This window comes from Pirellulaceae bacterium (assembly GCA_019636385.1).
Taxonomy (GTDB): domain Bacteria; phylum Planctomycetota; class Planctomycetia; order Pirellulales; family Pirellulaceae; genus Aureliella.
Window position 1 is genome coordinate 496,827 of record JAHBXT010000001.1, and the last position, 23,874, is coordinate 520,700.

A 23,874-nucleotide genomic window follows, 5' to 3' on the forward strand; every position below is an offset into this window, starting at 1 on the left:
TGGCGAAAGGTTGTACAACTGTGGAGTCATGAACGTGTGCCGACCACGAAATTCGCGTGGATGCACGATACATTGAAAGGACTTGACCCAGTGGATCAAACGCGACAGCCGCTGGCATCGCAGGCACCAAGTGAACTGCCCACAAACCAGCGTGAACTGCTAGCCAAGCTGCTCCGCGAGCGAGCTGCAAGCGAATCGCGATTTGCGATGTCCGCCGGGCAACAAGGGCTATGGCATGCCTACCGCCGCAATCCGAATTTAACTGCCTTCAATGTCTTTCTGCCCACGCGAATACGGGCTGCACTGCAACCCGAAGTTTTGCGACGAGCGATCAATCAGGTGGCTGAGCGCCATGCCGCCTTGCGGACAACGTTCAGCGATCATGCTGGCCAGTTAGCGCAGATTGTGCACCGACACCTGGAACCGGAGTTCATTTGTCGCCCACTGCCCGGCGCAACGGATGAAGCCATACGCCAGCGATTGACGCAAGAAATGCTACGACCGTTCGATTTGCAGCGCGGACCGCTGCTGCGAATCAGCGTGTATCAATTGGCTGACGACGACTGGGTTATATTAGCGCTCACGCATCACATCATCGTTGACTTCTGGTCGTTGATTCTAATACTCAGCGAACTTCGACAACTCTATCCGCAGCTGGCCAGTGGCCAGGAGTTGCAACTGCCTGCCGCGGTCGACAACTACCAGCAGTTTGTAGTTGAGCAACAGGCGATGCTTGATGGCAACGAAGGTTTGCAGCTGGCCCAGTTCTGGCGTGAGACCTTGCAGAATACGCCACCGGTACTGGAGATCCCGAGCGACCGTCCGCGCCCGGCTACATTTACTCACCGCGCCGACTGCACGGCGATCCGTTTCAGTCGCGATGTTTCACAGCGCGTGGTGCAACTGGCCAGTCGTCTGCGGGCCACATCATTTGCTGTTGTTCACGCAGCCTTGCAGGTACTACTGAGTCGATACAGTCGCCAAGAGTCATTCTTTATTGGCAGCCCTTTTTCTGGTCGATTGCATCACAAGTATGAACAGACGGTCGGATTTTTCATCAACATGCTGCCGTTAAAGGCGGAAGTACGCGGGCAACTAACGTTTGCCCAGCTCGTGCAGCAGACTTCACGTCATTTGGTTGACACGCTGGAGCACGAAGCGTTTCCAATTGCCGAAATCGTTCGCCAAGCTGGTATCGCCCGTGATCCCAGCCGTAGCCCGCTGTTCCAAGTCAGTTGCACGTTTGAAAAATCGCATAGGCCAGAAGAAGCCGGGCGCGGGGGATTCTTGTTTCCTGACCAGACGACGGTGTTTGACTTCGGTGGTTTGAGACAGGAAAGTTTCTATGTACCACACCCGACTTGCCATTACGATCTGGAGTTCGTGTTTGAGCAAGCGGGCGACAGGCTGCAAGGCATGTTGATCTTCTGCCAAGACTTGTTCAACGCTTCGTCGATGCAAGTCATGTCGGAAAACTTCAGTTCGCTGTTAGATAGCCTGTTGGCTCATCCCGAAATGCCACTGGCCGATGTGCCTTGGGACATGTTTCAGCATTTCACGGGCAAGCAGAGGCAAACTTCCGCAGCGACTGACGCCAGCTTAGCTCTGACGACCGTCCATGAGATGATCCTACAGGCGGCGGCTCGCAATCCAGGCGGATTGGCGCTACAAGCCGACGGGCAACAGGCGACCTACCGCGACTTATTCATGGTAGCTCATGGGTTGAGCCATCGCTTAAAGGCTTGGGTTACACATACCGACCAGTTGGTGGCTGTCGTTTGCCGGCAAGGCAGCCATGCTTTCGTTGGTATGTTGGCGGTTCAGTTGGCCGGTGGTGCCGCTGTACCTATCGACGCGACGCAACCATCGATTAGTTTGAAACAACTGCTGGGCGATGAAAACGTCCGCTGTGTACTGACCGACTGTCGCGAGCTATTGCCCGACAGCCCATCGATCCAGCGAACATTGGATATATCGTTACAGCCGATGGCTGTTGCTACGCCGCGAGCTGCCGCAGTTGGCGTGGCCGCCGGCGACTTGGCCTACATGATCTACACTTCGGGATCCACCGGCGTCCCCAAGGGCGTGATGGTCCAGCACGGCAGTATCTGCAATACCTTGGCCTGGCGAACACGAGCACTTCCGCTAACCACCCAAGACCGCGTGCTGATGCTGTTGTCTCATCAGTTTGATGCGGCACTGGGGATTGCCTGGAGTTGTCTGGCGCAGGGAGCGACACTGATCTGGGCGGACCAGGCAGCACAGCGCGATCCAATTCTGTTGTTGCAGCAGATTCAGCGCGACGCAATCAGCGTGCTGCCGTCTGTCCCAAGCCTGCTGAAGATCTTGGTGCAACATCCGCAGTTCGCTCGCTGTGGGAGCCTAAAACAGGTTTGGACCGGCGGTGAGCCGCTGCCGCCAGAATTGCCGACCTTAATTCGCTCCAAATTGCCGGTGCAAATCTGGAATTTGTACGGTCCCACGGAGGCTGCGGTGGAGGCAACCGCCGAGGATGTCACGCACTATTGTGCCAATCAAAACATGACCATCGGTCGGCCGATCGACGCGATGCAAGTATTGGTGCTGGGCGAGCAGTTGGAATTGCTACCCGATACGGTACCGGGCCAACTGGCGATTTGCGGACCAGGGTTAGCGCGAGGTTACTTTGGCGATCCGACGCTGACTGGGCAGCGTTTCGTGACCAGCCCACATTTGCCAGGCAAGCGCCTCTATTTGACAGGCGATTTGGGACGACGACTGCCCGATGGGCGGATCGAATTCTTGGGAAGACTGGATCATCAAGTTAAGGTTCGTGGCTATCGCATCGAACTGGGCGAGATCGAATCTGTCATCGAGTCGCATCCACAAGTTGAGCGTGCAGCCGTGATTGTGGATCAACCCGATTCCCCCAGCGCGCAATTGGTGGCCTACGTTGGTCCAGTGGACAAGTGCAGCTTGGACCCCGAAAGCTTGCGAAGCTACCTGGCAGCTCGATTGCCGCATTTCAAAGTGCCTGCGGCTATCGTCAGCCTGACTAGCATGCCACTGACCGGTAGTGGCAAAGTCGATCGTCGGCGTTTGCCGCAACATGTGCCTCCACAATCTTGGCTGGAACGTAGCGTGCCACCTCGAAATCCGTTGGAACAATATCTGGCAGACCAGTGGTCCACTCTGCTGAATTTGCCAACGATGGGGATTCATCAGAATTTTTTCGCGGTCGGTGGCAGTTCGCTTCAGGCTGCCATACTGACCGGACAATTGAGCGACCAATTGGGAGTTCATGTTCCGACCGCCTTGCTTTTTGATCTCGCCGATATCGCTCAAGTTGCCAGGCGCCTGGTTGAACTGCATCCACAGGTGATGATGACGCGCTTCGGACTTGAGTGTGTCGAGTTCTATCAACAAACCGAAAATACCACCGTCAGCTCCAGCGCTCACCCACTGCTGGCTCCGCTGAAGCCATCGGGCAATCGGCCTCCGATTTTCATGGTTCACCCGCCTGGTGGCATTGTGGTCTGCTATCGTGAGTTGGCGCAGCACTTGCCTGAAAGTCAGCCGCTATGGGCAATTCGTTCCCGAGGCTTGCACGGTCATGAACAACTGCCCGAGTCGATTCAGCAGATGGCCAGTGAATACTTGGCGGCTCTTGGCTGGGTTCAGCCCGCTGGTCCCTACACCCTGGGAGGTTGGTCACTGGGCGGCCTCATAGCCTACGAGATGGCTCGACAATTGATCGAGCAGGGGAAGCTGGTCGAGCGGTTGGTTTTTCTGGATACGACCATTCCCGAAGGCGCGACCGATTGCGTGCCATTGGATGAGCAGGTCAATGTGGGGCAAGAGTATGGTATCCAGCTAACATTGGATCAGCTTGGGGAACTTTCGCCAGAGCAGCAGTTGCCGCTACTGCATGCACATGCAGACAAACTGGGAATCCTAGACCAGCAGTCGCCAAAGGATGTCGTGGCCCGGGTGCTGAGCGACTTGCAGAATCTGTTTCATCATCACGTCAAGTTGTCGCGGCAATACAAGCTGCAGCCCATCCCGGTGCGGCTGTTGTTGTTGCGGCCCCAGGAGGTACCGTTTGAGCTGGCGGTCAGTCCAGATCGCGGCTGGCGCCATCTGGTGGATGATGTGCAGGTTCACATGGTTCCCGGCCATCATCACAGCATGGTCCAGTCGCCGCATGTTAGCAAACTTGCAGCCATACTAGCCCAGCAACTACAGCTTATGGCACCTTGATTGGTGGCAAGCCATGCAAGTCATGCCCAGGCTGCGTTAGGTTGATAGGATTTCCGACCGACGCATAGCGGTCAGTCAACTCCAACCGGCAGTCAGCGGTTTGTTGGTAACCAAAGCCGACGTCGGACACTGCTGGGCATCTGACAACGAACTGGAGCCCGTCTCAGAAGGCAGTTCGATGCGCGTTGGTTGCGCCTGGCTGGTCATCTGCTGAGCGCCAATCAGAAAGCTACTGAACTGCCATTGGCCAGGATCGCTTGCGTCAAGACTGGGATTTGGAACCCAATCCACGGGCTTAGAGATAACCGGTCCAAGATAGGGGCGGGCGAAGGCCAAAATCTCTTCATGCGGTAGTTGGTCAGGTAAATTCACGCCGCGATTGGGATTCTGCAACATCCACACGATGGCTCCCAGCATCGACGAGGCGACTTGCAGCGTCGTTGGATTTTGACCCGGCACCAGCCTGCGGGATTCGTGAATGTCTAGCAGGCTGCCGATCCACCAAGCTCCATAGTCGTGTCCCATCAACAGACAACCGAGAATGTCAGCACCTTCGGTGATGTCATCATTGAGAATCCGCAGTTCTTCCTGCAATCGCAGGTCTCGAGCGCGAAGTTCATACAGCGAGGCTACCGCACTGTCGGTCGGCCAATAGGCATAATGGACTGTCGGCCGATAGACCACCTGATCATGCGAGTCAGTCACCGTCAAATATTCGCTAATGCTAAAGGCTTCGCCGTGGCGGATGACCATGCCTTGGATTGGACCTCCCGGCACCCACGACCGAACCAACGTATCCATACCGCGCCGTGCAAGAAAAATCTGATTGCGCGGGCCGTGAGCATGCTGTCTGGCACCGGCAGGCAAAGCCTGCTCGTGAGTTCCCCAGCCCATTTCCGCCGGAGCGATTCCCTCTTCGTAAAAGCCTTCGATGCTCCAGGTATTGACGAATTCATTGGGCTGCTTAGGTCGGTCGGTTACCTGAGTATCGCGTTCGCTGATGTGAATGACCCGCGTTCCTGTCAACCAAGCCAATTGATTGAAGGCTTGATCGTCGATGGCGGCCCGCAGCCGACGTGCACGTTTATCATTGGGCCTGTCGGCCACAATCCGTTCGGCGATCTCTAACAGCGCCACTTTGACCAGGTGCGAAACCAATCCTGGATTGGCTCCGTGATCGAGCACTGCCGTGGGGCCGTCGTCCGGTTGTTGCCACGACTGAACCAAGTGGCGAATTTTCATCTGGCGAGCATACAACGTCTGCTCGGCATCCACTTTGGTGTAGGGATCCCACTCCTCGACCGAAGTGTTGATGTACAACACTCCGCGCTGATGCGCCCAATCCAACAGAGTCCGCGTTTCAATATTCCAGGCAACATCGATCAACAAATCACCGCGATCAAGATGTTGGCCCAGTACCTGCTGGTAGTTTTCAGGAGTAATCTGAAGCTGCTTGTATTGCACACCGTGCCGCAGGCTGGATGCGATCCTGCCTCGATTGTCCACCATGTCGATGACCAGAATCCGGTCAGCAGGCATCTGGAGATGGCGGGTGATCAGCGGCAATAGACACTGAGCCACACTTCCACATCCCAGAACAACAATACGTCCAGAAAAGGGGACGCGAGCAGCGGCGGATACATGCATCTATAGAGTACCTCACTTGTGGCAAACGGACTTTGCTGACGCCTGGTCAGATTGCTAGACAGTTAGCAACCTGGGACACCAACGGAAAGAAAACGGGTTAATTTCTTAAGTTCGCACGACGAACAGGGGAGATTGTCCTGCCGTCATTAAATTGTCGAAGGAACAGCGGCAATTTGCCAAATGGCAATCAAGTAAATTCTGTGCCACTATTGTACTACCAAACACCGCCAGTTGTCTATTGCCGCGAGCCGTTTTGGCCAGACGGATTGCGAAACTGGAGCACGCCGTCTTCCAGCGAACCGCTGTGGAACATTTTTTTATCTTTGCGGTAATTCTGCGGATTAATCCACGGTTCCCGATCGCCTTGTTTGGGTAGTAGATGCACGGCTCGCTGGATGTAGCCAGGAGTAAAGCCTTCGATCCATGGCCTGGGCTGCATATCGGCGTCCTCAGGCCGCAGACACGGCTCGACGATCTGCGTACCGGTCTGGTCCATGTGGTTGATCAACCGGCACACGAACTCGGCAATCAAATCCGCCCGCAGCGTCCAACTGGCGTTCACATAGCCAAACACGGTGGCCAAATTGGGCAAGCCGGTGTACATCATGCCTTTGTAGGACCAGGTGTCCGGAAAGTTAACTCGCCGGCCGTCGACTTCGACTTCGGCCTCGCCGGCCACAACTAGGTTCAGGCCCGTCGCCAGAATTAGGATGTCCGCATCCAGATGCTGCCCCGAGCGCAGCGCGACTCCCGTGGGCGTAATCGACTCGATCTGATCGGTGACGACACTAACTTTGCCGCTGCGTATAGCTTGGAACAAATCGCCGTTGGGCACTAGACACAACCGCTCGTCCCACGGGTTGTACCGCGGACTGAAATGCTTTTCGACATCGTAGTCCGCCCCTAGCTCTTTGCGCACCCGCTTGAGCAGTAGTTTGCGGGCCTTATCCGGAGATCGACGACTCCAATTGTAGATCACCTGCTGCAAAAACACATTCTTCCAGCGTGTTACGGCGTAAGCCCACTTCTCTGGAAGTACTCGGCGCAGGCCATTGTTAATCAGATCTCGATCGGGCATGGCGATGACGTAAGTTGGCGAGCGCTGGAGCATGGTTACATGCCGGGCTTTGGAGGCCATGGACGGCACGAGCGTCATCGCAGTGGCTCCCGAACCAATTACCACCACCCGCTGATCCGTGTAGTCCAAGCCTTCCGGCCATTGCTGCGGCTGCACTACCGGACCTTGAAACTGCTCGATACCCGGCAGAGCGGGTACGTAACCTGAACGATAGCTGTAGTACCCGGAGCAGCCCAGTAGAAAACTGGTGGTATAGGTTCGCAACTGATGATCGCTGCCACACTGCACCGTAACCGTCCAGCGGGCGTCGCTGCTGGACCAAGCTGCCTTAACGACTTTGTGCTCTAGTCGTATATGTCGCTGAATGTCATTCTCGGTAGCCGTCTCTTGGATGTAATTCAGGATTGCTGGGCCATCAGCAATCGCTTTGGCAGCTTTCCATGGCTTGAAGTTGTAGCCCAGCGTATGCATGTCGCTATCGGAGCGAATTCCAGGGTAGCGAAACAAATCCCAAGTGCCACCGATCGTACTGCGGGCTTCCAACAGCACAAATCGTTTGGAGGGACAGTGCAGTTGCAGGTGCCGGGCGGCACCGATGCCGGACAAGCCCGCACCGATAATGATTACATCAAAGTGTTCCGCTGACTGATTCACCATTACCTCGATAGGGCACTTAGTCGATAGATCATGCTCAAAAGCTACCGCGCGAACTAAGTCGCACAAGCGCATGCACTTCCAGAAATTGTCATTTCTTCGGTGGCAAAATGACTCGGCCTTGGACGCCCACATCCAACCGGAAAACCGCACCCGGTTTGCCATCGGCTCCAATACTGCCCGTGACAAACAGTTGGTCGTGATTGGGGCCGCCGAAAGCGACGTTGCTGGTAAGCTGATTGCCGCCGTCGTACTGTCGTATCAGTTTGCCGGCCGGGTCTAACACCTGCACCTGCTTCATACCGTAGTGCGCAACATACAGGTTGCCTTGAGCATCCAGACACATGCCATCGGGTTGATTGTCTTCCCATTTACCGCTGGCGCTGGTCGGCAGTTGCGCGAAAACACGCATTGGGCCAACTTTTCCCGGCGCAATCACCGGATACTCCAGCACACGATTCAATTGGCTTTCACCCACCAACAGCCGCTGGCCGTCCTGTGTCAGCACGATTCCGTTAGGGAAAGCCAACCCCGATGCCACCAGATGTGTTATGCCCGCAGCGTCCACAAAGTGAATGGTGCCGATCGGATTATCCTTGCCGGACTCGCCGGGGTCCGTGAAATAAAAGCCGCCTGCCGGGTCCAATGTCAAATCGTTGGGACCGCGCAGCGCCACACCGTTGCACTGCGTGGATGCGGCTGCGAGCGGTACCCCCGCCGCATCTAACCGCAGCACCGCGTGTTGACTGGCATCACATACCAAGTGCGTCCCATCGGCTAAAATCTTGTGTCCGTTAGGCGCACCGGTAACTGCAAATGTCTGGTTCTGGCCATCGACACGAAACTGGGTAATCGTCTTACCCCACGAGATGTAACCCCGTCCACCATGATCGAAGACGACTCCTTCGCAATAGCTCGCTACTTCAAACAGGTTGACAGGCTTTACCGCGTCGCTGGCCGGCAATTCTTGGCCGACGATCATCGGCACGCTCGGCCAACTGCAAAGCAGTAGCACCAGCCCCACGAAAACTCTCAAGCAATTCATAATTAACGACCCATTTTCAAGTGTGTGACGATCACTCGGTTCAAGGAAGCATTCTATCCGAAGTGCATGGGTCCAGCGATCAACCCCAGGGCGAAAGTAAGCAGATAAACAAGGAGCAATTACTACTCACTCGTAGTGGTGGGACCAGCGGGGCCGATGACAAACGATTCAGCAAGACCAAAGAAAACGGACTGAAACTAAGATCGCTCACATAAAAAAGGGCCAGCCCCGCGCCGGCCCACCACTTACCAGTGCATAATTTATGCGTCAGCAACGCTACAGCATCACACGGCCATGAGTGCTACAATGAACTGCATTCTAGCGATAAAGGCTGCTCATGTTTCAAACGTGGAATTCGATCGCGCTGTGGAAGCGAGTCTTGGCTGGGCTGGTTGTGGGACTGGTCGTGGGTTTGTGCCTGCGATACTCGTTGCCCGCTGAGCGCAGTTCGACCATCGCCGATGTTTGGCTGCGTCCGTGGGGCGATGGCTTTGTACGACTGATTCAGATGCTGGTCGTGCCGCTGATCTTCACGACGCTCGTCTCTGGCGTGGCCGCTATGGGCGACCCCAAAAAACTGGGCTCATTGGGCTCGCAAACCATTGCGCTGTATTTGCTGACCACCGTATTTGCTGTCAGCCTTGGACTGGCGATGGGCAATCTGCTTCGTCCCGGCGTAGGCGTCGACTATAGCTCGGCCAGCCAAAGTGATGTTGAAAATGTCCAAGACACGCTCAAAATCGCCGAGAGTGCAGGCGGCATTGCTCAGCGACTACTAGCGATCATTCCTAGCAATCCGGTTCAATCCTTGGCGCAGGCGGATGTGCTGCAAATCATCTTCTTCGCCCTGCTGGTTGGTTTAGGCATCGTCTTAACCGGTCGCCCCGCTGAGCCGGCGAAGTTGTTTTTCGATGCGGCGGCTGAGGTTGTGATGCGCATCACCCTAATGGTCATGGAGCTAGCTCCGCTGGGCGTCATGGCGCTGATGGCTTGGGTCATGGCCAGTAAAGGCGTTGGCGTGCTGTACAACCTGTTTTGGCTGGCAGCGGCGCTCTATTTGGCCTGCGCGTTTCAAATCCTGGTCGTCTATGGCCTGCTCTTAATCAAGCTGACCGCGCGGCTGCCGATGTTGGCCTTCTTTCGAGGTATCGTGGATGTCCAGGGCGTAGCCTACTCGACCTCATCTTCCAACGCCACTTTGCCGGTTAGTATCTCTTGTGCCGAGAAGAATCTAGGCATCGACAAGTCGATCGCCGGCTCGGTGCTGCCGCTAGGCGCAACGATCAACATGGACGGAACGTCGTGTTATCTGGGACTGATCGCGCTGTTCGCCGCGCAAGCCACCGGCATAGAACTTAGCTGGTCGCAATACCTCGGCGTAGCGCTGACCGCCACAGCGGCATCCATTGGTACCGCCGGCATCCCCTCGGCCAGCCTGCTATTGGCTGCTTCGGTATTGAGCGTCGTGGGCATCACTCACGAGCAAGCGCTGATCGTCATCGCCTTTATCTTCCCCTTTGATCGCCTGTTGGACATGATGCGCACGTTAACCAACGTTACTGGCGACATGGCCTGCGCCAGCGTAGTTGCCAAATGGAACGGCGGATTAGATGAAGATGTCTTCCGGTCAGCCAACGACACATAGCTGGCGCTGATTAAGCGCCATAGCGTGTCTCAGCCCGCTGGTAGCGTAGCGCGTTGTCAATTCAACGTCCAGGCCGGCCACAGACCTAGTGACAATAAGTCATTGACCTTGCAACTGGCGGCTGCCTCGATTGCTGCACACTTCTGGCTATTCAAACGCCAGACGATGCTGGGATAGTAATGTTGGACAATTGCACAGACACGTTGTTGCGCATGGCAGTGATATTCGCAAACGCAATGACGCCATTTTTGTCGATGTCGCAATCGCCGGCGGGGCCGACAATTCGGGACATCCCGCCAGAAGTGCTAGGCTGGCTTTTGATTCATACGCATCTTGACTAAAGCTTGCCGCTAGAATTCTGCCAAGGCTATCCATTGCCAAGCTGCGAGCTTCCGCCCGATAGCCCCCGATAGCCAGAGTCACATTGCCTCCGTTGCCGAAATCTTCGTCAAGTGAACCATCGTTGTTGTAACGGGCAAGTGCGAAGGCTAGCACAGACTCATCTTCGGTCAGGGCGGAGCCTGCAACTAAGGTTTTATTGTCGCCTGTAAGAACCAGAGTAAAGATATGACTGTATTCATAATAGCTAGAAGGGTTGAATCGTGTGATAACTTTTCCATTGGTGCCGAAGCTAGAATCCAGCGATCCGTCAGCATTGTAGCGCGCCAATGTAAACGCATTGCTAAAAAATTCTGGATGTCTAATTGCGAATAACCAGCCGCGATGATCTTGCCGTCCGATGAGAGAGTCATGCTGCGGGCTTCCGCCCAGCCATCGCCAAAACGTTTGACTGAATTGTCGCAGGAGCGATCACACGATGACAAGTAGCAGTCGAAAGCGGTTGTTGTTCGCTTCTACTGACCATCATCCGAACATCCGGCGTATTCAGCTCGTTAATCCGCCGGTGTAACACGCCAGAGCATTGTGGAAAGCCAGGGCGTGTTGTACACGCCCTGCTGGTGTTAGATTCGTGCTAATTGGGAAACACAAATCCCAAGTGCAATTCAAAATGGCGACACTGCAATTGGTGATGGTCGTCGTAGCTCATGTTGCCAAAAAATGGATGGGGAGGGAACTGCTGGACGCTCATGAAATGGTTGTAGGCCCGTTCCAAGTGCTGAAAACCGGCCTCAACTGTTACGTCGTCTTCCGGCCAAAAATAGGCTTGCGCCTGCTTGGGCAACTTGAAGCCAGGCCGGGGTTGCGAATGAATGACTTTGCTGCGTACAAGTCTTCCAAACAATTTGCCATACCAGGGAATGGCAGGAGGCGGCGCTGCGCCTGAAGCTGCGTCGAGCGTTCGCGCTAAGTGCTCCATAATCTGGCCGAATGCATAGTGGCCCGATGTGGTTACTTTCAGGCTGGACAGCCGGCGAGCTTCCTCGACAGCCTCGGGCAACGTGTCGAAATGAATCTGACGAAATGAGCGGGCCATGATGGACTTGCTTTTAATCAACTAGCCACTCGCAGCGCGTCGATGACTCGGTCGGTAATTGCCGTAGTTCCCAGGCAGGTAGCACCAGCTGGGGCGATGTCCGCAGTGCGATGCCCAGCCGCTAATACACTGCGCACTGCTGATTCAATACCCGCCGCTTCGCTCTCCAGCCCGCAAGAGTGGCGGAGCATCATAGCGGTCGCCAGAATGGTAGCCAGCGGATTGGCAATGCCTTTGCCAGCAATATCGGGAGCGCTACCGTGAATCGGTTCATACAATCCCGGGCCACCACTGCCGATCGACGCGCTGGGTAACATGCCCAGCGATCCGGGCAGCATGGAGGCTTCGTCAGTTAATATGTCTCCAAACATATTGCTGGTCACCACGACATCAAAATTACGGGGCTTGCTGATCAGATGCATAGCCATGGCATCTACCAATACCACATCGTATTGCAAATCGGGATATTCTTCCTTGGCCAATCGAGCGCACACGCGGCGCCACAGTCGACTAGCTTCCAGAACATTTGCCTTGTCGACCATCGTCAGCTTCTGGCGACGCCCACGAGCCGCATTGGCGGCCAGACGAAAAATGCGTTCGACTTCGTAGGTGTCGTAGACCATGGTACTGATAGCACGCTGGCCACCGTCGGGCAAATCCTGGCAGCTTGACGGCCCAAAGTAGATATCTCCGGTCAATTCACGGAAGAAGAGGATATCGGTACCTTCGACAATTTCGCGCTTCAGCGGCGAAGCGTCCAGCAACTCCGGATAGGTCGTGATGGGTCGCAAGTTGGCGAACAGGCCCAACTCCTTGCGAATGCGTAACAATCCGGCTTCGGGTCGCGTTTTAGCGTTGGGGTCATCCCACTTTGGACCGCCGACAGCACCCAGCAGCACTCCACTACTGGCGCGGCAGGCCTGGACGGTTGAGTCAGGCAGTGGATCGCCGGTTTGATCGATGGCGATGCCGCCAATCAAGTGTGTCGAATAATCAAAACGATGCCCCCAACGGTCCGCCACCGTCCGCAACACACGCTGGGCCTGAGAAACGATTTCAGGGCCGATGCCATCTCCAGGCAGGAGTACAAAATGAGCTTCCAAGGTGAAATTCTTTCCTCGACGACAACTGGGCAACACGAGCGCAGCAACAGGCCTTTTGGGAAGGCGACATCTTAGCATGTTATCCCGCCGTCGTCTTGGCGTAACGGCGGGATTCAAGCACTTCCCAAGCCTGGGTAGTCAGACCACCGTCTGGCGCGGTAGCTACCAAGCTGTAACTACAAGGCTGTGGCGACGTTCGCCAGAGTGGGTAAGGCTGGACCGATTCTGACGATTGTGCTATTTCTATACTGGGTTTTGGTGGTTTGGAGAGCAAAATCCAAGCGACTTTCAGGCTAGCGTAACTCATATAATCATACCAGTGATTCGCTCCCCTTTGGCACTGTCAAACTCAGGAATATTCCAGCATGTCCACGGAACGCCCCAATACTGACCGCAAGGCCCTGTTGATTAACTTGGATCCCCGACGCTACGGCTCATTTGCCGAGATCGGTGCAGGCCAGGAAGTTGTGCGGTGGTTCTTCCGAGTTGGCGGTGCGGCCGGGACGATCGCCAAGAGTATGTCGGCATACGACATGAAGGTCAGCGACGCGATTTATGGCGAATGCGATCGGTATGTCAGTCGTCAACGCCTGGAAGATATGCTCAAGACGGAGATCGAGCTGAATCAGCAGCGTTTGCAAGAATCTCGTGGTGATTCAACGGCATTCTTTGCCTTTGCCGACACGGTATCGGCGCGCAATTATCGCGGAACCAACGAATGCCACGGCTGGATGGGAATCCGCTTCCAAGCGCACCCGCGCGACCAGGTCAGCCAAATCATTATTCACGTGCGAATGCTGGACAATGACAATGCAGCCCAGCAAGAAGCCCTGGGCATCGTGGGCGTCAATTTGCTGTACGCTGCCTTCTTTCTGAATCACGAGCCGGATGCATTGGTGGAATCGCTGCTGGACAATCTGAGCACGCGACGAGTCGAAATCGACATGATCGAATTTTCCGGCATCGCCTTCCGCCATGTGGACAACCGCGTGATGAGTCTACGACTGGTGCAACTCGGCTTGACCAATGCCGCCATGTTTTCGGCTAAAGGCGAAGTCTTACAGCCTTCCGAAGTTTTGTACAAGAAGAATATTCTGGTCGAGCGCGGCAGTTTCCGTCCGGTGACGCATGTGAATATGGACATGCTGCAATCGGCTTACAATCGCTTCTGCCAAGAGCCCGGAGTTGACCCCAACGACGTGATTACCTTGGCCGAAATCACCATGTGCCGGTTGCGCGACAATGGTCAGGTCGACCTGCGCGACTTTCTAGCGCGAGCTGACATCCTGGCCGCCTGCGGCATGACTGTGCTGATTTCAGACTACTTCCAGTATTATCGCTTAGCGGCATACCTGGCGCGCTACAGCAGAAAGAAGATCGGGATAACCATGGGCGCCGGCAGCCTAGTGGAGCTGTTCGACGAGAAGTATTACGCTGAGCTGGATGGCGGCATCCTGGAATCGTTTGGACGCTTGTTCAAGAACGACTTGAAGCTGTACATCTACCCGCTTTTGAATCAACAAACCAATGAACTGACGACCGTTCAGAACTTGCAGGTTGCTCCAGAGATACGCAAGCTGTATGAATATCTATGCGACAAGGGCTGCATCGAACAATTGCATGCCTCTTCGCCACAGCACTTAAAGACGTTTTCGCGTGATATTTTGAAACAGATTCAAAGCGGTAACATGAGCTGGGTTGATCATGTGCCCACTCAGGTAGCCGAGTTGATTCAACGCCATGGTTTGTTCGGATTTCGACGTCCGCAAGCAAATGCCAAGGTACGCAGCAGTTCGGCACCGATCATTACCAGCCCCTTCGCGCCACCAGCTACCGGCGCGGCGGCTGACACAGGTTCGGTCTAGCCACCCATGCAGTTGGCTTGATAGCCGATGTGCTATGTCAGCCCGGGCGGTTGATGGCAGGATCAGTCAAAAATGATTCAATCCGATCAAGTCACTCAGCAACTGGTTCAGCGTGCACTACAAGTTCGCCGACGAGCTTATGCGCCCTACAGCAACTTTCTTGTGGGCGCAGCTCTATTGGGAAGCGATGGTCAAATCTACGCCGGTTGCAATGTCGAAAATGCTTCTTTCGGACTGAGTATCTGCGCTGAACGAGTTGCCATCGCCACGATGGTTGCCTCTGGCTGCCAGCAGATCCAGGCCATGGCCATCGCGCTGCTGGGCGATGGTTCGCCGTGCGGTGCCTGTCGCCAGGTTCTAGCCGAGTTCGGCACCGCCTTTCCCGTCTTTCTGGTGGATGCCACGGATAACCAGCTTCGCCATCATTGGTTGTCGGACCAATTATTGCCGGACGCCTTCCGCCTGAAAACCAACGGCTGATCGTTTCCTATTGCCCAGGCGGCTCTTCTCAAGCTAGCAATAACGCGCTGTGGCCAGTCCAGCTGGCTGTTCATTTATCACAGCATGCCCGGGGCAGCGGTAGTTGGTAGCGATTATTCCGAATCTATCAAATGTTTCGAGGGCAGGGTGCCGATAAGCTCGAAAGTAACGATTGTTCCGGTAAGGCGAACTGTATTCTCGCGCGCTGGCCGAGGGGATACTAGCAACCGAATTGAACGACGCAAACAAGCGCCAAAAAGCTGCTGGAGAGAATTCAATGAGAGTGCCCACGGAGCGCAAGACTTGGCTCATACGGTGTCTAGCCTTGGCGGCCAGTCTAGGGATAGGCGCGATGAATGCTGCCGATGCTCAGCAGTACTTGGCTGGAGAATTACCGTCTAGCGTCGCGTTTCCCGGACCTGCGCCCATGGAATATGGCTCGCCGCAGGATTGTGATGGGGCATACGGTTGCGATTCTTATATCGCTAGTTCGCCAGGTCTGTTTGGATTTCGTTGGCTAGGTGACAACGGCTGTGGTGCTGAAGGCTGCCGATCGTCGGGCAGCGATGGATTTTTGGGCGGAGGCCCATGTGGAATCGGAGGTTGCCCTCAGGGCGGTCGCTGTGGCGTGTTTGGGTGTGGGTCTGGCGGTCGTGGCTGCTCAGGTTGTGGCCCAGCCAGCTGTTTGAGTGCAGGATGTGCCGGAGCCATGGGGCTATGTGGACTCTGCAGTTCGCCTGGGTCTTTGCTGCCGGGACATTTAGTGCAGCGGATGCTCGGCCCATTAGCACCCTACTCCGAAGGCACGGGATCTCAGCGTTGGTTTGACGTCTACGCCGGGACAATCGCCCTGGCCAGGAACAATGGCTTCGGCGGTATATCTTCACCAGTACAAGACTTAGCTCAAACCACTGCCGTGTTTGAAGAGACGCATTTGATCAGCACGATTGGAACCGGCCCGGGCACACCCGCGCTGTACAGTTCCGATTTGGATTTAGACAAACTGCGTTATGGTTTGGAGCTGATAGGCAACATTCAAACCGGCCCGGGGACAAACGTTGAAGTGCGCTACTTCGGTTTGAATAAGTGGTCCGATTCCCGTTCGGTACGCCGCAATTCGCCAGATTTGTTCAGCGTGTTCAGTGAGTATGGTACGAATCCTGGAGGCGTCGACCCCGGCTTTGATGACACCGATCGTTCATTCATCCACACCATCTCCTACGATTCAAAGATCGACAATGGCGAAGTGAATTTTCGTCGCCGTTGGATGGCCTACAACTCGATGCTCCAGGGTTCCTGGCTGGGCGGCATTCGTTACTTGCGATTGAACGAAAAATTTGGCTTCGCCGCAGTTGGTAGCCAAGACAATACGTTCACCTTTGATCAACTGCGATTCTTCAACATGGATACCAAGACGAATAACGATTTAGTAGGTTTTCAAATTGGAGCCGATGTGTGGCTTGGGTTGATTCCCGGCATATCCTTGGGCAATGAAGTCAAAGCCGGCGTCTACAACAATTGGGCCAAGGTGGACACAAGCGTGGTTGCCAATTCCGTCCCAGGAGCGCGCGAAGTGTTGCGCAAAGAGAGCGCAGCGTTCTTGGTCGAGTATAGCGCACAAGCCGTCTATCGGTTGACCTACGCCTGGACGATTCGCGGTGCCTACAATCTAGTTTACGTGGATGAAGTTGCGCTGGCCCCAGAGAACTTTAACGCTCGCGACATGTCCAACGCTCTGAACAACAGCGTCTTCGGAATCAACCGCTTTCCGTTTATCGACGCGGACGGGCACGCGTTCTATAAGGGCTATTCGGTAGGTGCCGAGTTTCTGTGGTAAGCAAACCTGGAGCCCCTTGGCGATCTGGAAACATCCCTAGTGTGTTCCGCCGGATGGTGGATGACTGGGGTCAGCCCGCTATTTCGGCCCCGCTATTTCGGCCCCGCTATTTCGGCCCCGCTATTTCGGCAATGGGCCGCTGAGCTGAGCCACAACCTGCAAAACGCCATTCAGATGCGCCAGACGCGGTCCGTATCGATCGACGAATTCATTCAGAATGTATTCGCCATCTAACAGGTTGTCTTGCTGGTCTTCGATCTCATCGGTCAATTGCTGCAAGAATTCCCCTTGCACTTTGGACAGGACTTCAGCGGCGCGACGGCAAGAATCCGCCAAATGAGGGTTGGCTTCTTTCCATTGTTGCAGCTCCATGTTGCGCTGCTTTTGAGCGCTAACGGTGGCTTGCACCAGTTGTTCCATCAACTGATTTTGGCGCTGTTGGGCGATCACCAGTTGATGCATCAGCGCCAGCATAGCTTCATTGCTGTTCTCAGTTTCGCTATTGCTAGCAACCGCTCGCGACGGTTCAGGAGAGACATCGATGCGAAACATGGGAGAAAACTGTGTTGGATCGCTAGCCACTATCAAACTCCACGAGAACAGACCGGCCACGAATTGGAATTCCGCTTTGAAATTGGCTGGCTGCCTGCGGGATGCAGTGCCAGAAGCCAATTTCTAGTCAGCAGGCTCAGTATAGTCAGAGCAGTAATCTAGTCGAGTGTTTTGCCGCCAACATCAGCTTATAAACCGTTCGACCGGCCTCATAGCCCTCATAATACCTACGACGCGAGCCCTGGACCGCACCAGGTTTCTCCAGGAATTCCAATGTAACGGCAGCAATTGGCGGACACTTGGCTTTTGCGGAAGTCGCTCAAGTAGCCCCGGCTTCAGTTCCGAACAAGGATGCAACGGTTGTCCAACGCAAGTCGCTCCCTGACACCTGCGCCTACCGCAAGCGCCCGCCCGGCAGCAATACACATGGCCCCGACGAACCCCACTGAACGGCAGCGTTAATGACAGCAATCACTGTTGGATTTCTCACGGTTCGTCGCCACCAGGAACACGGCTATTTCGGTGGATATCTGGTGGTCAACGCGCTGGCGCGTCCGCTGGAATTCCATTGCACCCTTCCGGTGCGACCCAGTCGCGCTCAGGCACTGCTGTACGGACCGACGTTGCATGATTTCATATGCGGCGAACAGATTGCCAAAGCACTCATCAACAAAGCCAAATTGAAGCCACAGTTGATCGTTACCGACAGCATGCCAACATTGGCAGTTTCCCTGATCTGCGAGATACCCACGGTTCGCTTGATTTTCCCGCAACAGTCGGATGCTGAGCCCCCCACGCTGTTGACGCCTCATCAATCGGGACTGCAAGCCTCGGCCATGAGCGTACGTGGATACGAATTTGAAACGGTAGACGATGATCGGCAGAAGGCGTTAACGGTCGAACAGGTCCTGAGCCAATTGAGCGACAAGTTCGACTTGCACGAGCCGTTTGATCGGATCGTCGAAGCGCTGTACGAGGCGCATCCGATTACCAAGGCTGCTTAATTGCTTGCTCAAGGAATCCGAGTTTGATCGACAACGGCCAAGGATGGGCGGGTATTCAATTCAGTGCTGCGCTTGAGGTCAATAGCCCGCCAGCGGATATCGAGATGTTTCCGAGCGGCTGGCAGGTGGCACTCAACCGTGAATTGCCAGTCGCATTTGCACCCTCAGCAACCATCGGTTCCGAGGTGGATGATATCGCGGCGGTTTCTATCCGCCTATCAGCCCCTGTACCGCAAGTAGTTGGCTTTTTACTGCCGGAAGCTGCCAAGTTGCTTCCCACATTAGAAACGGCTGACACCCCAGACGCGACAGAAGCCCGAACCGAGCTTCAGGCACAGGCAGGTTGCATTGCACCAACAAATCAGGCGCGGCGGACGCAAACCAGAATTCAACCACCTGCCGACTTGGTGAAGCTGGAAGACCGTTTGTATTTCGTGCTGCAACCGCCGTTGGAAACGATGTTGTCTTCCAGCAAGCTGACTTTCCCATTTACGCCGTTTCCCTATCAGTACGAGGGCATCGCCTTCTTGTTCCCGCGCGAAGCGGCGATCTTGGCTGACGAAATGGGACTGGGCAAGACGATGCAAGCCATCAGCACGATCCGCATGTTGCTGCTCGCTCGACAGTTGCGCAGTGTACTGCTGATCTGCCCCAAACCGTTGGTCACCAACTGGGTCCGCGAATTTCATCTGTGGGCGCCTGAAATACCGGTCAGCGTTATCGAGGGCGACGCCGCCAAGCGCCAGTGGATATGGAATCAACACGCTGCGCCGGTGCGCATTGCCAACTATGAGCTACTGATGCGCGATCGCCATTTACTGACGGAACCAGCAGTACACTTCGATTTAGTGATGTTGGACGAGGCGCAGCGCATCAAGAATCGCGATAGCACCACAGCCCAAATCGTACGCTCATTGCCCAGGAAGCGTTCGTGGGCGCTGACCGGTACGCCGATCGAAAACTCGGTGGAAGATTTAGTCAATATCTTTGAGTTTCTCTCACCTGGCTATCTGCGCGACGACATGCACCTCAAGAGCATCTCCAAGGCGACACGCGACTACATTCTGCGGCGCACCAAAGACAAGGTGTTAACTGAGATGCCGCCGAAAATGTTTCGCGATGCGGAACTGGAACTTACATCCGATCAACAAGAGACGTACAAAATCGCCGAAGACCAAGGCGTAATTCGATTGACCGACATGGGCGAAACGTTGTCGATTCAGCATGTTTTTGAGTTGGTGCTGCGACTGAAACAGATTTGCAATTTTGACCCTGGCACAGGCGCCAGTTGCAAGTTGGAACGACTGGAGGCCGACATGGAAGAGATCGCAGCCAGTGGCAAGAAAGCGATCGTCTTCAGTCAGTGGGTCGATACGCTTGAAAAACTGACTCAGCCGCTGCAGCGATTCGGACCGATGCACTATCATGGGCGTGTTCCCTCCCATCGTCGCGACGAAGTTATTCGGCAGTTCCGGGAAGACCCCAGTAAACATCTGATTTTGATGAGCTACGGAGCGGGAAGCGTAGGCCTGAATCTCCAGTTCTGCGAATACGTATTTCTGTTTGACCGTTGGTGGAATCCGGCGGTGGAGGATCAAGCCATCAATCGTGCGCATCGTATCGGTGTGCAAGGCGCAGTCACCGTGACACGCATGATGGCTCTGGGTACTATTGAGCAACGCATCAACGATGTGCTAGAACAGAAGCGCCAATTGTTTCAGCAATTATTTGCCGAGGCCGGTCCGCCATGCACAATGGGCTTAAACCATGACGAGATTTTTGGACTGTTCAATTTGTCCGTTCCCAAGCCTAAGCGGCAGTCTGCGTAACTGCATAGCTCTGCGTGGCCAGCCAAAATTCTCGATGTTCGGCGAGCCAAGGTAATGCTAACTCGACTTCTGGCGCGCGCTGTCTATTACCCCACGCTGTGGCACAACATTGTGCTAGGGCGTTGGCTGAAGCTGCGCCATTGGTGGGATCGCGTCGATCCGCATTGCATTCTGGGGGCCGTACCGCTGAGGGGGGATCCACAATGCTTGAGCGAATTGGGCGTCACGGGTGTGGTGAACATGTGCGACGAATACGCAGGCCCCGAATCCGAGTATCAGCGGCTGGGTATTCAGCAACTCTGGTTGCCAACCATCGACTTTCATCATCCCTCGGCCGAGCAGGTGCAGCGCGGAGCGGAGTTTATCCAGCAGCATAAGCAGCGTGGCGGACAGGTGTATGTGCACTGCAAGGCAGGTCGGGCCCGCAGCGCGACGATCGTCCTTTGGTGGTTGGTCAAGTATGGTGGCCTGACGCCGCAGCAGGCGCAGCAGCAACTACAACAGGCGCGCCCACACGTGAACCCCCGAGTTTTCAAGCGTCCGGTCATTCAACAGCTTGTGCGACAGCTAGGTCAGCCTACCAAAGGCACAAACTAATACCAGTTCTGATTGAGCGGCTTGACGACCAACTCAGCCACATGCACGTTGTCAGGCAGGTTGAGAACCGACATCAGCAGCTCGGCAACATCGTCCGGCTGCAAGATGCTGTGCTTATGCTGCTCGGTTACCGGACTGGGGCGTTGCTCAAGAAGCGGCGTGTTTACTTCACCGGGATAGACGTTAATCACCCGCACGCCATCGGACGCAACTTCGTTGGACACGCAGGTTCCCAAGGCGGTCATCGCAAACTTGCTGGCCGAATAGGCGATGCCACCCAGTGCGATGGCTCGCTTGCCAGCAATCGATGAAATATTCATGATCGTTCCGCAGCGTCGAGCCCGCATCGCGGGCAGAACCGCATGCATGCAGTTGTAGGCCCCAGTAGCATTGACCGCCATCAACTGGTCCCACTGCTCGGGCTGCATCTGCGCCATGCTGCGATTTTTGATATTAGCGCCTGCGGCAATCACCAGCACATCAACGGTCTCCAAGCACTCGAACGCTGACTGAAAGAATTCGCTCACGCGATCGCGATCCGCAACGTCAACCGCTTGGCAGATGATCCGCGTTCCCGCCGCAGTTTCCTGCAGAGCCTCCACGCGCCGACCACCAATTACCACCCGCGCCCCGGCACGATCCAGCGCTCGAGCCAACGACGCTCCCATCCCGCTACCCGCACCAATTACCACTGCGTGCTTTCCAGACAAACGATCAAACATACCTAATCCTGCTGACTCACGGATTCCGACTGCGTTCAACAAAGCCGACCGGCCTGCCGTTTTACGTCTGGCCGAACGGCGTTAGTGTAAGGTAAAAGTGGGACGTGTGTAGCCAAAAGCCAAGCTTGGTGAGGCGACAGGTCGAACAGCGACAGGAGGTGACAACAAAGTCATCGGTGCACAGCAACTGCCAATGGCCATCGCATTGATCCGACCGGGGGACGCTCAACTGCCCGCGCGCCAGCGTCACGTTCACACCGAGGGCAGTCGCCGCATTATATCTAGCGGTTTAGGTTAACCGTCCTGTGGGCTTACATTCATAGCGGTAGCACCGCGTGCAGCATCCTACGGTTACAGGCTACGGTTACAGGTGAGGGCCGCCAGATTCTATCCGATAAAAAACTTGAAACGCGGAGGTGCCAAGAGGAAGCGGATGGTCAATCTGAGCATCCACCGCGACACTGGGTTTTACAATCTGCAGCGCTATGTATGCTTGGCCAATCAGAACCAGGTCGACCTGAACGAACATGTCGAGTCAGGTGGATAACGGCGGGTTGCTTGCACGGCAACCTGCCCAAGCGGAGGGCACGGGACTCGAACCCGCAACTGGCAAGCCAGCAACTGATTTCGAATCAGCTCCCTAACCATTCGGATACCCTCCGGAAATTTGCTAGCCGGATGGTATTCTGGCTGTCGCGTTCGATTTCGACAAGGGCAGATAAATAGTTTGCCAATCTCTACAATGCTCGGCAAATCGCGGTAGGCGAATTGCAACATGAAATCACGGTGCACAATTGCGAAGGCGACTCATGGTACAGAGAGTTGCTCGACTTCGCCACCATTGCGGCTGCCGATGGCCCACCAGATCTGTCGGTCAATCGACGAAGATGTGAAGGTAACGCGACCGTCGCCCATCAGCGTATTGGCACCAGCGGCATGACGACTACTGGCGGTTACAATGTTTTCGCCGGTGTGCTCGCCTCCATATAGATGACAATTGCGACTGTTGATGCCAGGTGGATAGACGTGCATGTAGGTATTGGCAGCTAACGTCCAACCCGAAATCCAAGCCCGACCATGCGGCTTGGAGAAGACAGGATCCGGGTCATCCACCGCATCACAAAAGTTGATCCAAGCAGCCAAATCACGAGTTCGTCCAGTAGTGGCACCGCAATAGGACAACAGTGATTTAGGCGTGGCAGAAGTAATGTCGTAGTTCTGCCAACCCCAAGCTGACTGTGTTGGCGTGAGCGTTTGCATCAACCGTTCGGATACAGCAGCGGTGTTGGACAGTCCATCGGTTATATCCTGGCTGCGTATGTCGGCTTGATGCCAGCCGATGGGATTACGTGGATTGACTAGTCCCAAGAAGCCATTGTGTTTAGCAATCGGGGCCTGGCCGGGAAGCGACGACTTCATGGGCCAACCAACGTTGCCCGCATAACTGCCTGGCGCAGGCGAAGCGCTGCCCAGATCTTCGTTGCGCACCAAGCTATCGGATGGGCAGATAAAAGTTGGCACCAGCGTGGCTGCCGCGCGCGCGTTAGGGTGATTGGCGAGAATCCAGACGGAGCGATGGCTAGTGGCTGAATTCAAGTTGCACTGGGAGACCATCCCCATCCGGAAGTCGATTTGGTCATATAGGGCCGGCTGCTCGATCTGCGGTAGTAGCTGCGACAGCCAACTGTACAGACCACTCTGACAGTCGCTGCCCGAACCGGCCGCTGAAGTAGAAGAATGGGGGAACATCCCGAATGAGGAATGATAGTTGTGCAGCCCAAGTCCAATTTGCCGCATGTTGTTGGCACACTGAGTTCTCCGCATCGCTTCGCGAGCCGCCTGGACTGCCGGCAGCAGCAGTCCCACCAGCACTCCAATGATGGCGATGACGGTCAGCAATTCAACCAAGGTGAATCCAAGCTGTCGTTTGGCTCGTAGAGAATTCTTGTCACCGGTCATCTGCACTGCTCCGCGCGGAATATTTTGCCCACTTCGCTTGACACGTCCACCCATTAGTCTAGAATCGATTTGCATTTGCACAATAGGTGCATCTGCATGTCGCTTTACCGGGGCGGTTTGATCTGCCACATTACAAACGGTGAAGTCCGTATTGGAACTCATACTTTTCATTCCAGTTTTTGC

At 55.2% G+C, this 23,874-nt stretch carries 17 protein-coding genes and 1 tRNA gene; 8 read left to right on the forward strand and 10 right to left on the reverse strand.

Annotation, left to right across the window (positions count from 1 at the left end; all coding sequences use genetic code 11):
- Positions 1 to 36: 36 nt before the first annotated feature.
- The gene (locus KF752_01865) at positions 37 to 4,239 is read left to right on the forward strand and encodes an amino acid adenylation domain-containing protein (GenBank protein ID MBX3420281.1); all 4,203 of its coding nucleotides are present in this window, start codon (positions 37 to 39) and stop codon (positions 4,237 to 4,239) included.
- Between the two features lie 75 nt (positions 4,240 to 4,314).
- On the opposite strand, the gene KF752_01870 is transcribed toward KF752_01865, so the two are convergent.
- The 3 genes from KF752_01870 to KF752_01880 all read right to left on the reverse strand — a co-directional run bounded on the left by KF752_01870 (position 4,315) and on the right by KF752_01880 (position 8,663).
- Entirely contained in the window at positions 4,315 to 5,886 is a 1,572-nt protein-coding gene (locus KF752_01870; GenBank protein ID MBX3420282.1) for a saccharopine dehydrogenase NADP-binding domain-containing protein, read from the reverse strand.
- 235 nt (positions 5,887 to 6,121) lie between these two features.
- Positions 6,122 to 7,621 carry an NAD(P)/FAD-dependent oxidoreductase gene (locus tag KF752_01875; GenBank protein ID MBX3420283.1) on the reverse strand — a complete coding sequence of 500 codons (1,500 nt, stop codon included), beginning with the start codon at positions 7,619 to 7,621 and terminating at the stop codon, positions 6,122 to 6,124.
- A gap of 88 nt (positions 7,622 to 7,709) precedes the next feature.
- Complete coding sequence (locus KF752_01880) at positions 7,710 to 8,663, reverse strand: SMP-30/gluconolactonase/LRE family protein (GenBank protein ID MBX3420284.1); 954 nt, start codon at positions 8,661 to 8,663, stop codon at positions 7,710 to 7,712.
- Positions 8,664 to 9,000: 337 nt separating this feature from the next.
- On the opposite strand from KF752_01880, the gene KF752_01885 reads away from it, so the two are divergent.
- A complete protein-coding gene (locus tag KF752_01885; protein ID MBX3420285.1) occupies positions 9,001 to 10,308 on the forward strand; it encodes a dicarboxylate/amino acid:cation symporter in 1,308 nt (435 codons plus the stop codon).
- Positions 10,309 to 10,455: 147 nt separating this feature from the next.
- Here the strand turns inward: KF752_01885 and KF752_01890 are convergent, their stop codons facing one another.
- The 3 genes from KF752_01890 to leuB all read right to left on the reverse strand — a co-directional run bounded on the left by KF752_01890 (position 10,456) and on the right by leuB (position 12,846).
- Positions 10,456 to 10,977: a hypothetical protein gene (locus KF752_01890; protein MBX3420286.1), complete on the reverse strand. Its 522-nt coding sequence runs from the start codon at positions 10,975 to 10,977 to the stop codon at positions 10,456 to 10,458.
- 304 nt (positions 10,978 to 11,281) lie between these two features.
- Positions 11,282 to 11,743 carry a DUF1569 domain-containing protein gene (locus tag KF752_01895; GenBank protein ID MBX3420287.1) on the reverse strand — a complete coding sequence of 154 codons (462 nt, stop codon included), beginning with the start codon at positions 11,741 to 11,743 and terminating at the stop codon, positions 11,282 to 11,284.
- 17 nt (positions 11,744 to 11,760) lie between these two features.
- On the reverse strand, positions 11,761 to 12,846 hold the full coding sequence (leuB, locus tag KF752_01900; protein MBX3420288.1) for a 3-isopropylmalate dehydrogenase: 1,086 nt from the start codon (positions 12,844 to 12,846) through the stop codon (positions 11,761 to 11,763).
- A gap of 365 nt (positions 12,847 to 13,211) precedes the next feature.
- On the opposite strand from leuB, the gene KF752_01905 reads away from it, so the two are divergent.
- From KF752_01905 to KF752_01915, 3 genes are all read left to right on the forward strand, one after another.
- The gene (locus KF752_01905) at positions 13,212 to 14,711 is read left to right on the forward strand and encodes a TonB-dependent receptor (protein ID MBX3420289.1); all 1,500 of its coding nucleotides are present in this window, start codon (positions 13,212 to 13,214) and stop codon (positions 14,709 to 14,711) included.
- A 72-nt stretch (positions 14,712 to 14,783) separates the two neighbouring features.
- Positions 14,784 to 15,191 (forward strand): cytidine deaminase, encoded by a 408-nt coding sequence (locus KF752_01910; GenBank protein ID MBX3420290.1) that lies wholly within the window; start codon positions 14,784 to 14,786, stop codon positions 15,189 to 15,191.
- Between the two features lie 277 nt (positions 15,192 to 15,468).
- On the forward strand, positions 15,469 to 17,028 hold the full coding sequence (locus KF752_01915) for a hypothetical protein (protein ID MBX3420291.1): 1,560 nt from the start codon (positions 15,469 to 15,471) through the stop codon (positions 17,026 to 17,028).
- Positions 17,029 to 17,148: 120 nt separating this feature from the next.
- Here KF752_01915 and KF752_01920 read toward each other — a convergent pair whose 3' ends face one another.
- Entirely contained in the window at positions 17,149 to 17,580 is a 432-nt protein-coding gene (locus tag KF752_01920) for a hypothetical protein (protein ID MBX3420292.1), read from the reverse strand.
- A 461-nt stretch (positions 17,581 to 18,041) separates the two neighbouring features.
- Between KF752_01920 and KF752_01925 the strand changes: the two genes are divergently transcribed.
- The 3 genes from KF752_01925 to KF752_01935 all read left to right on the forward strand — a co-directional run bounded on the left by KF752_01925 (position 18,042) and on the right by KF752_01935 (position 21,010).
- Complete coding sequence (locus KF752_01925) at positions 18,042 to 18,584, forward strand: hypothetical protein (GenBank protein MBX3420293.1); 543 nt, start codon at positions 18,042 to 18,044, stop codon at positions 18,582 to 18,584.
- Between the two features lie 104 nt (positions 18,585 to 18,688).
- Positions 18,689 to 20,413 (forward strand): DEAD/DEAH box helicase, encoded by a 1,725-nt coding sequence (locus KF752_01930; GenBank protein MBX3420294.1) that lies wholly within the window; start codon positions 18,689 to 18,691, stop codon positions 20,411 to 20,413.
- A 54-nt stretch (positions 20,414 to 20,467) separates the two neighbouring features.
- Positions 20,468 to 21,010: a dual specificity protein phosphatase family protein gene (locus KF752_01935; GenBank protein MBX3420295.1), complete on the forward strand. Its 543-nt coding sequence runs from the start codon at positions 20,468 to 20,470 to the stop codon at positions 21,008 to 21,010.
- Here KF752_01935 and KF752_01940 read toward each other — a convergent pair.
- The 3 genes from KF752_01940 to KF752_01950 all read right to left on the reverse strand — a co-directional run bounded on the left by KF752_01940 (position 21,007) and on the right by KF752_01950 (position 23,853).
- Positions 21,007 to 21,732, reverse strand: a complete 726-nt coding sequence (locus KF752_01940) for an SDR family oxidoreductase (protein ID MBX3420296.1) — start codon at positions 21,730 to 21,732, stop codon at positions 21,007 to 21,009. The genes KF752_01935 and KF752_01940 overlap by 4 nt on opposite strands.
- A gap of 579 nt (positions 21,733 to 22,311) precedes the next feature.
- Positions 22,312 to 22,393 (reverse strand) — tRNA-Ser (locus KF752_01945).
- 146 nt (positions 22,394 to 22,539) lie between these two features.
- Positions 22,540 to 23,853 (reverse strand): DUF1559 domain-containing protein, encoded by a 1,314-nt coding sequence (locus KF752_01950; GenBank protein MBX3420297.1) that lies wholly within the window; start codon positions 23,851 to 23,853, stop codon positions 22,540 to 22,542.
- Positions 23,854 to 23,874 lie beyond the last annotated feature (21 nt).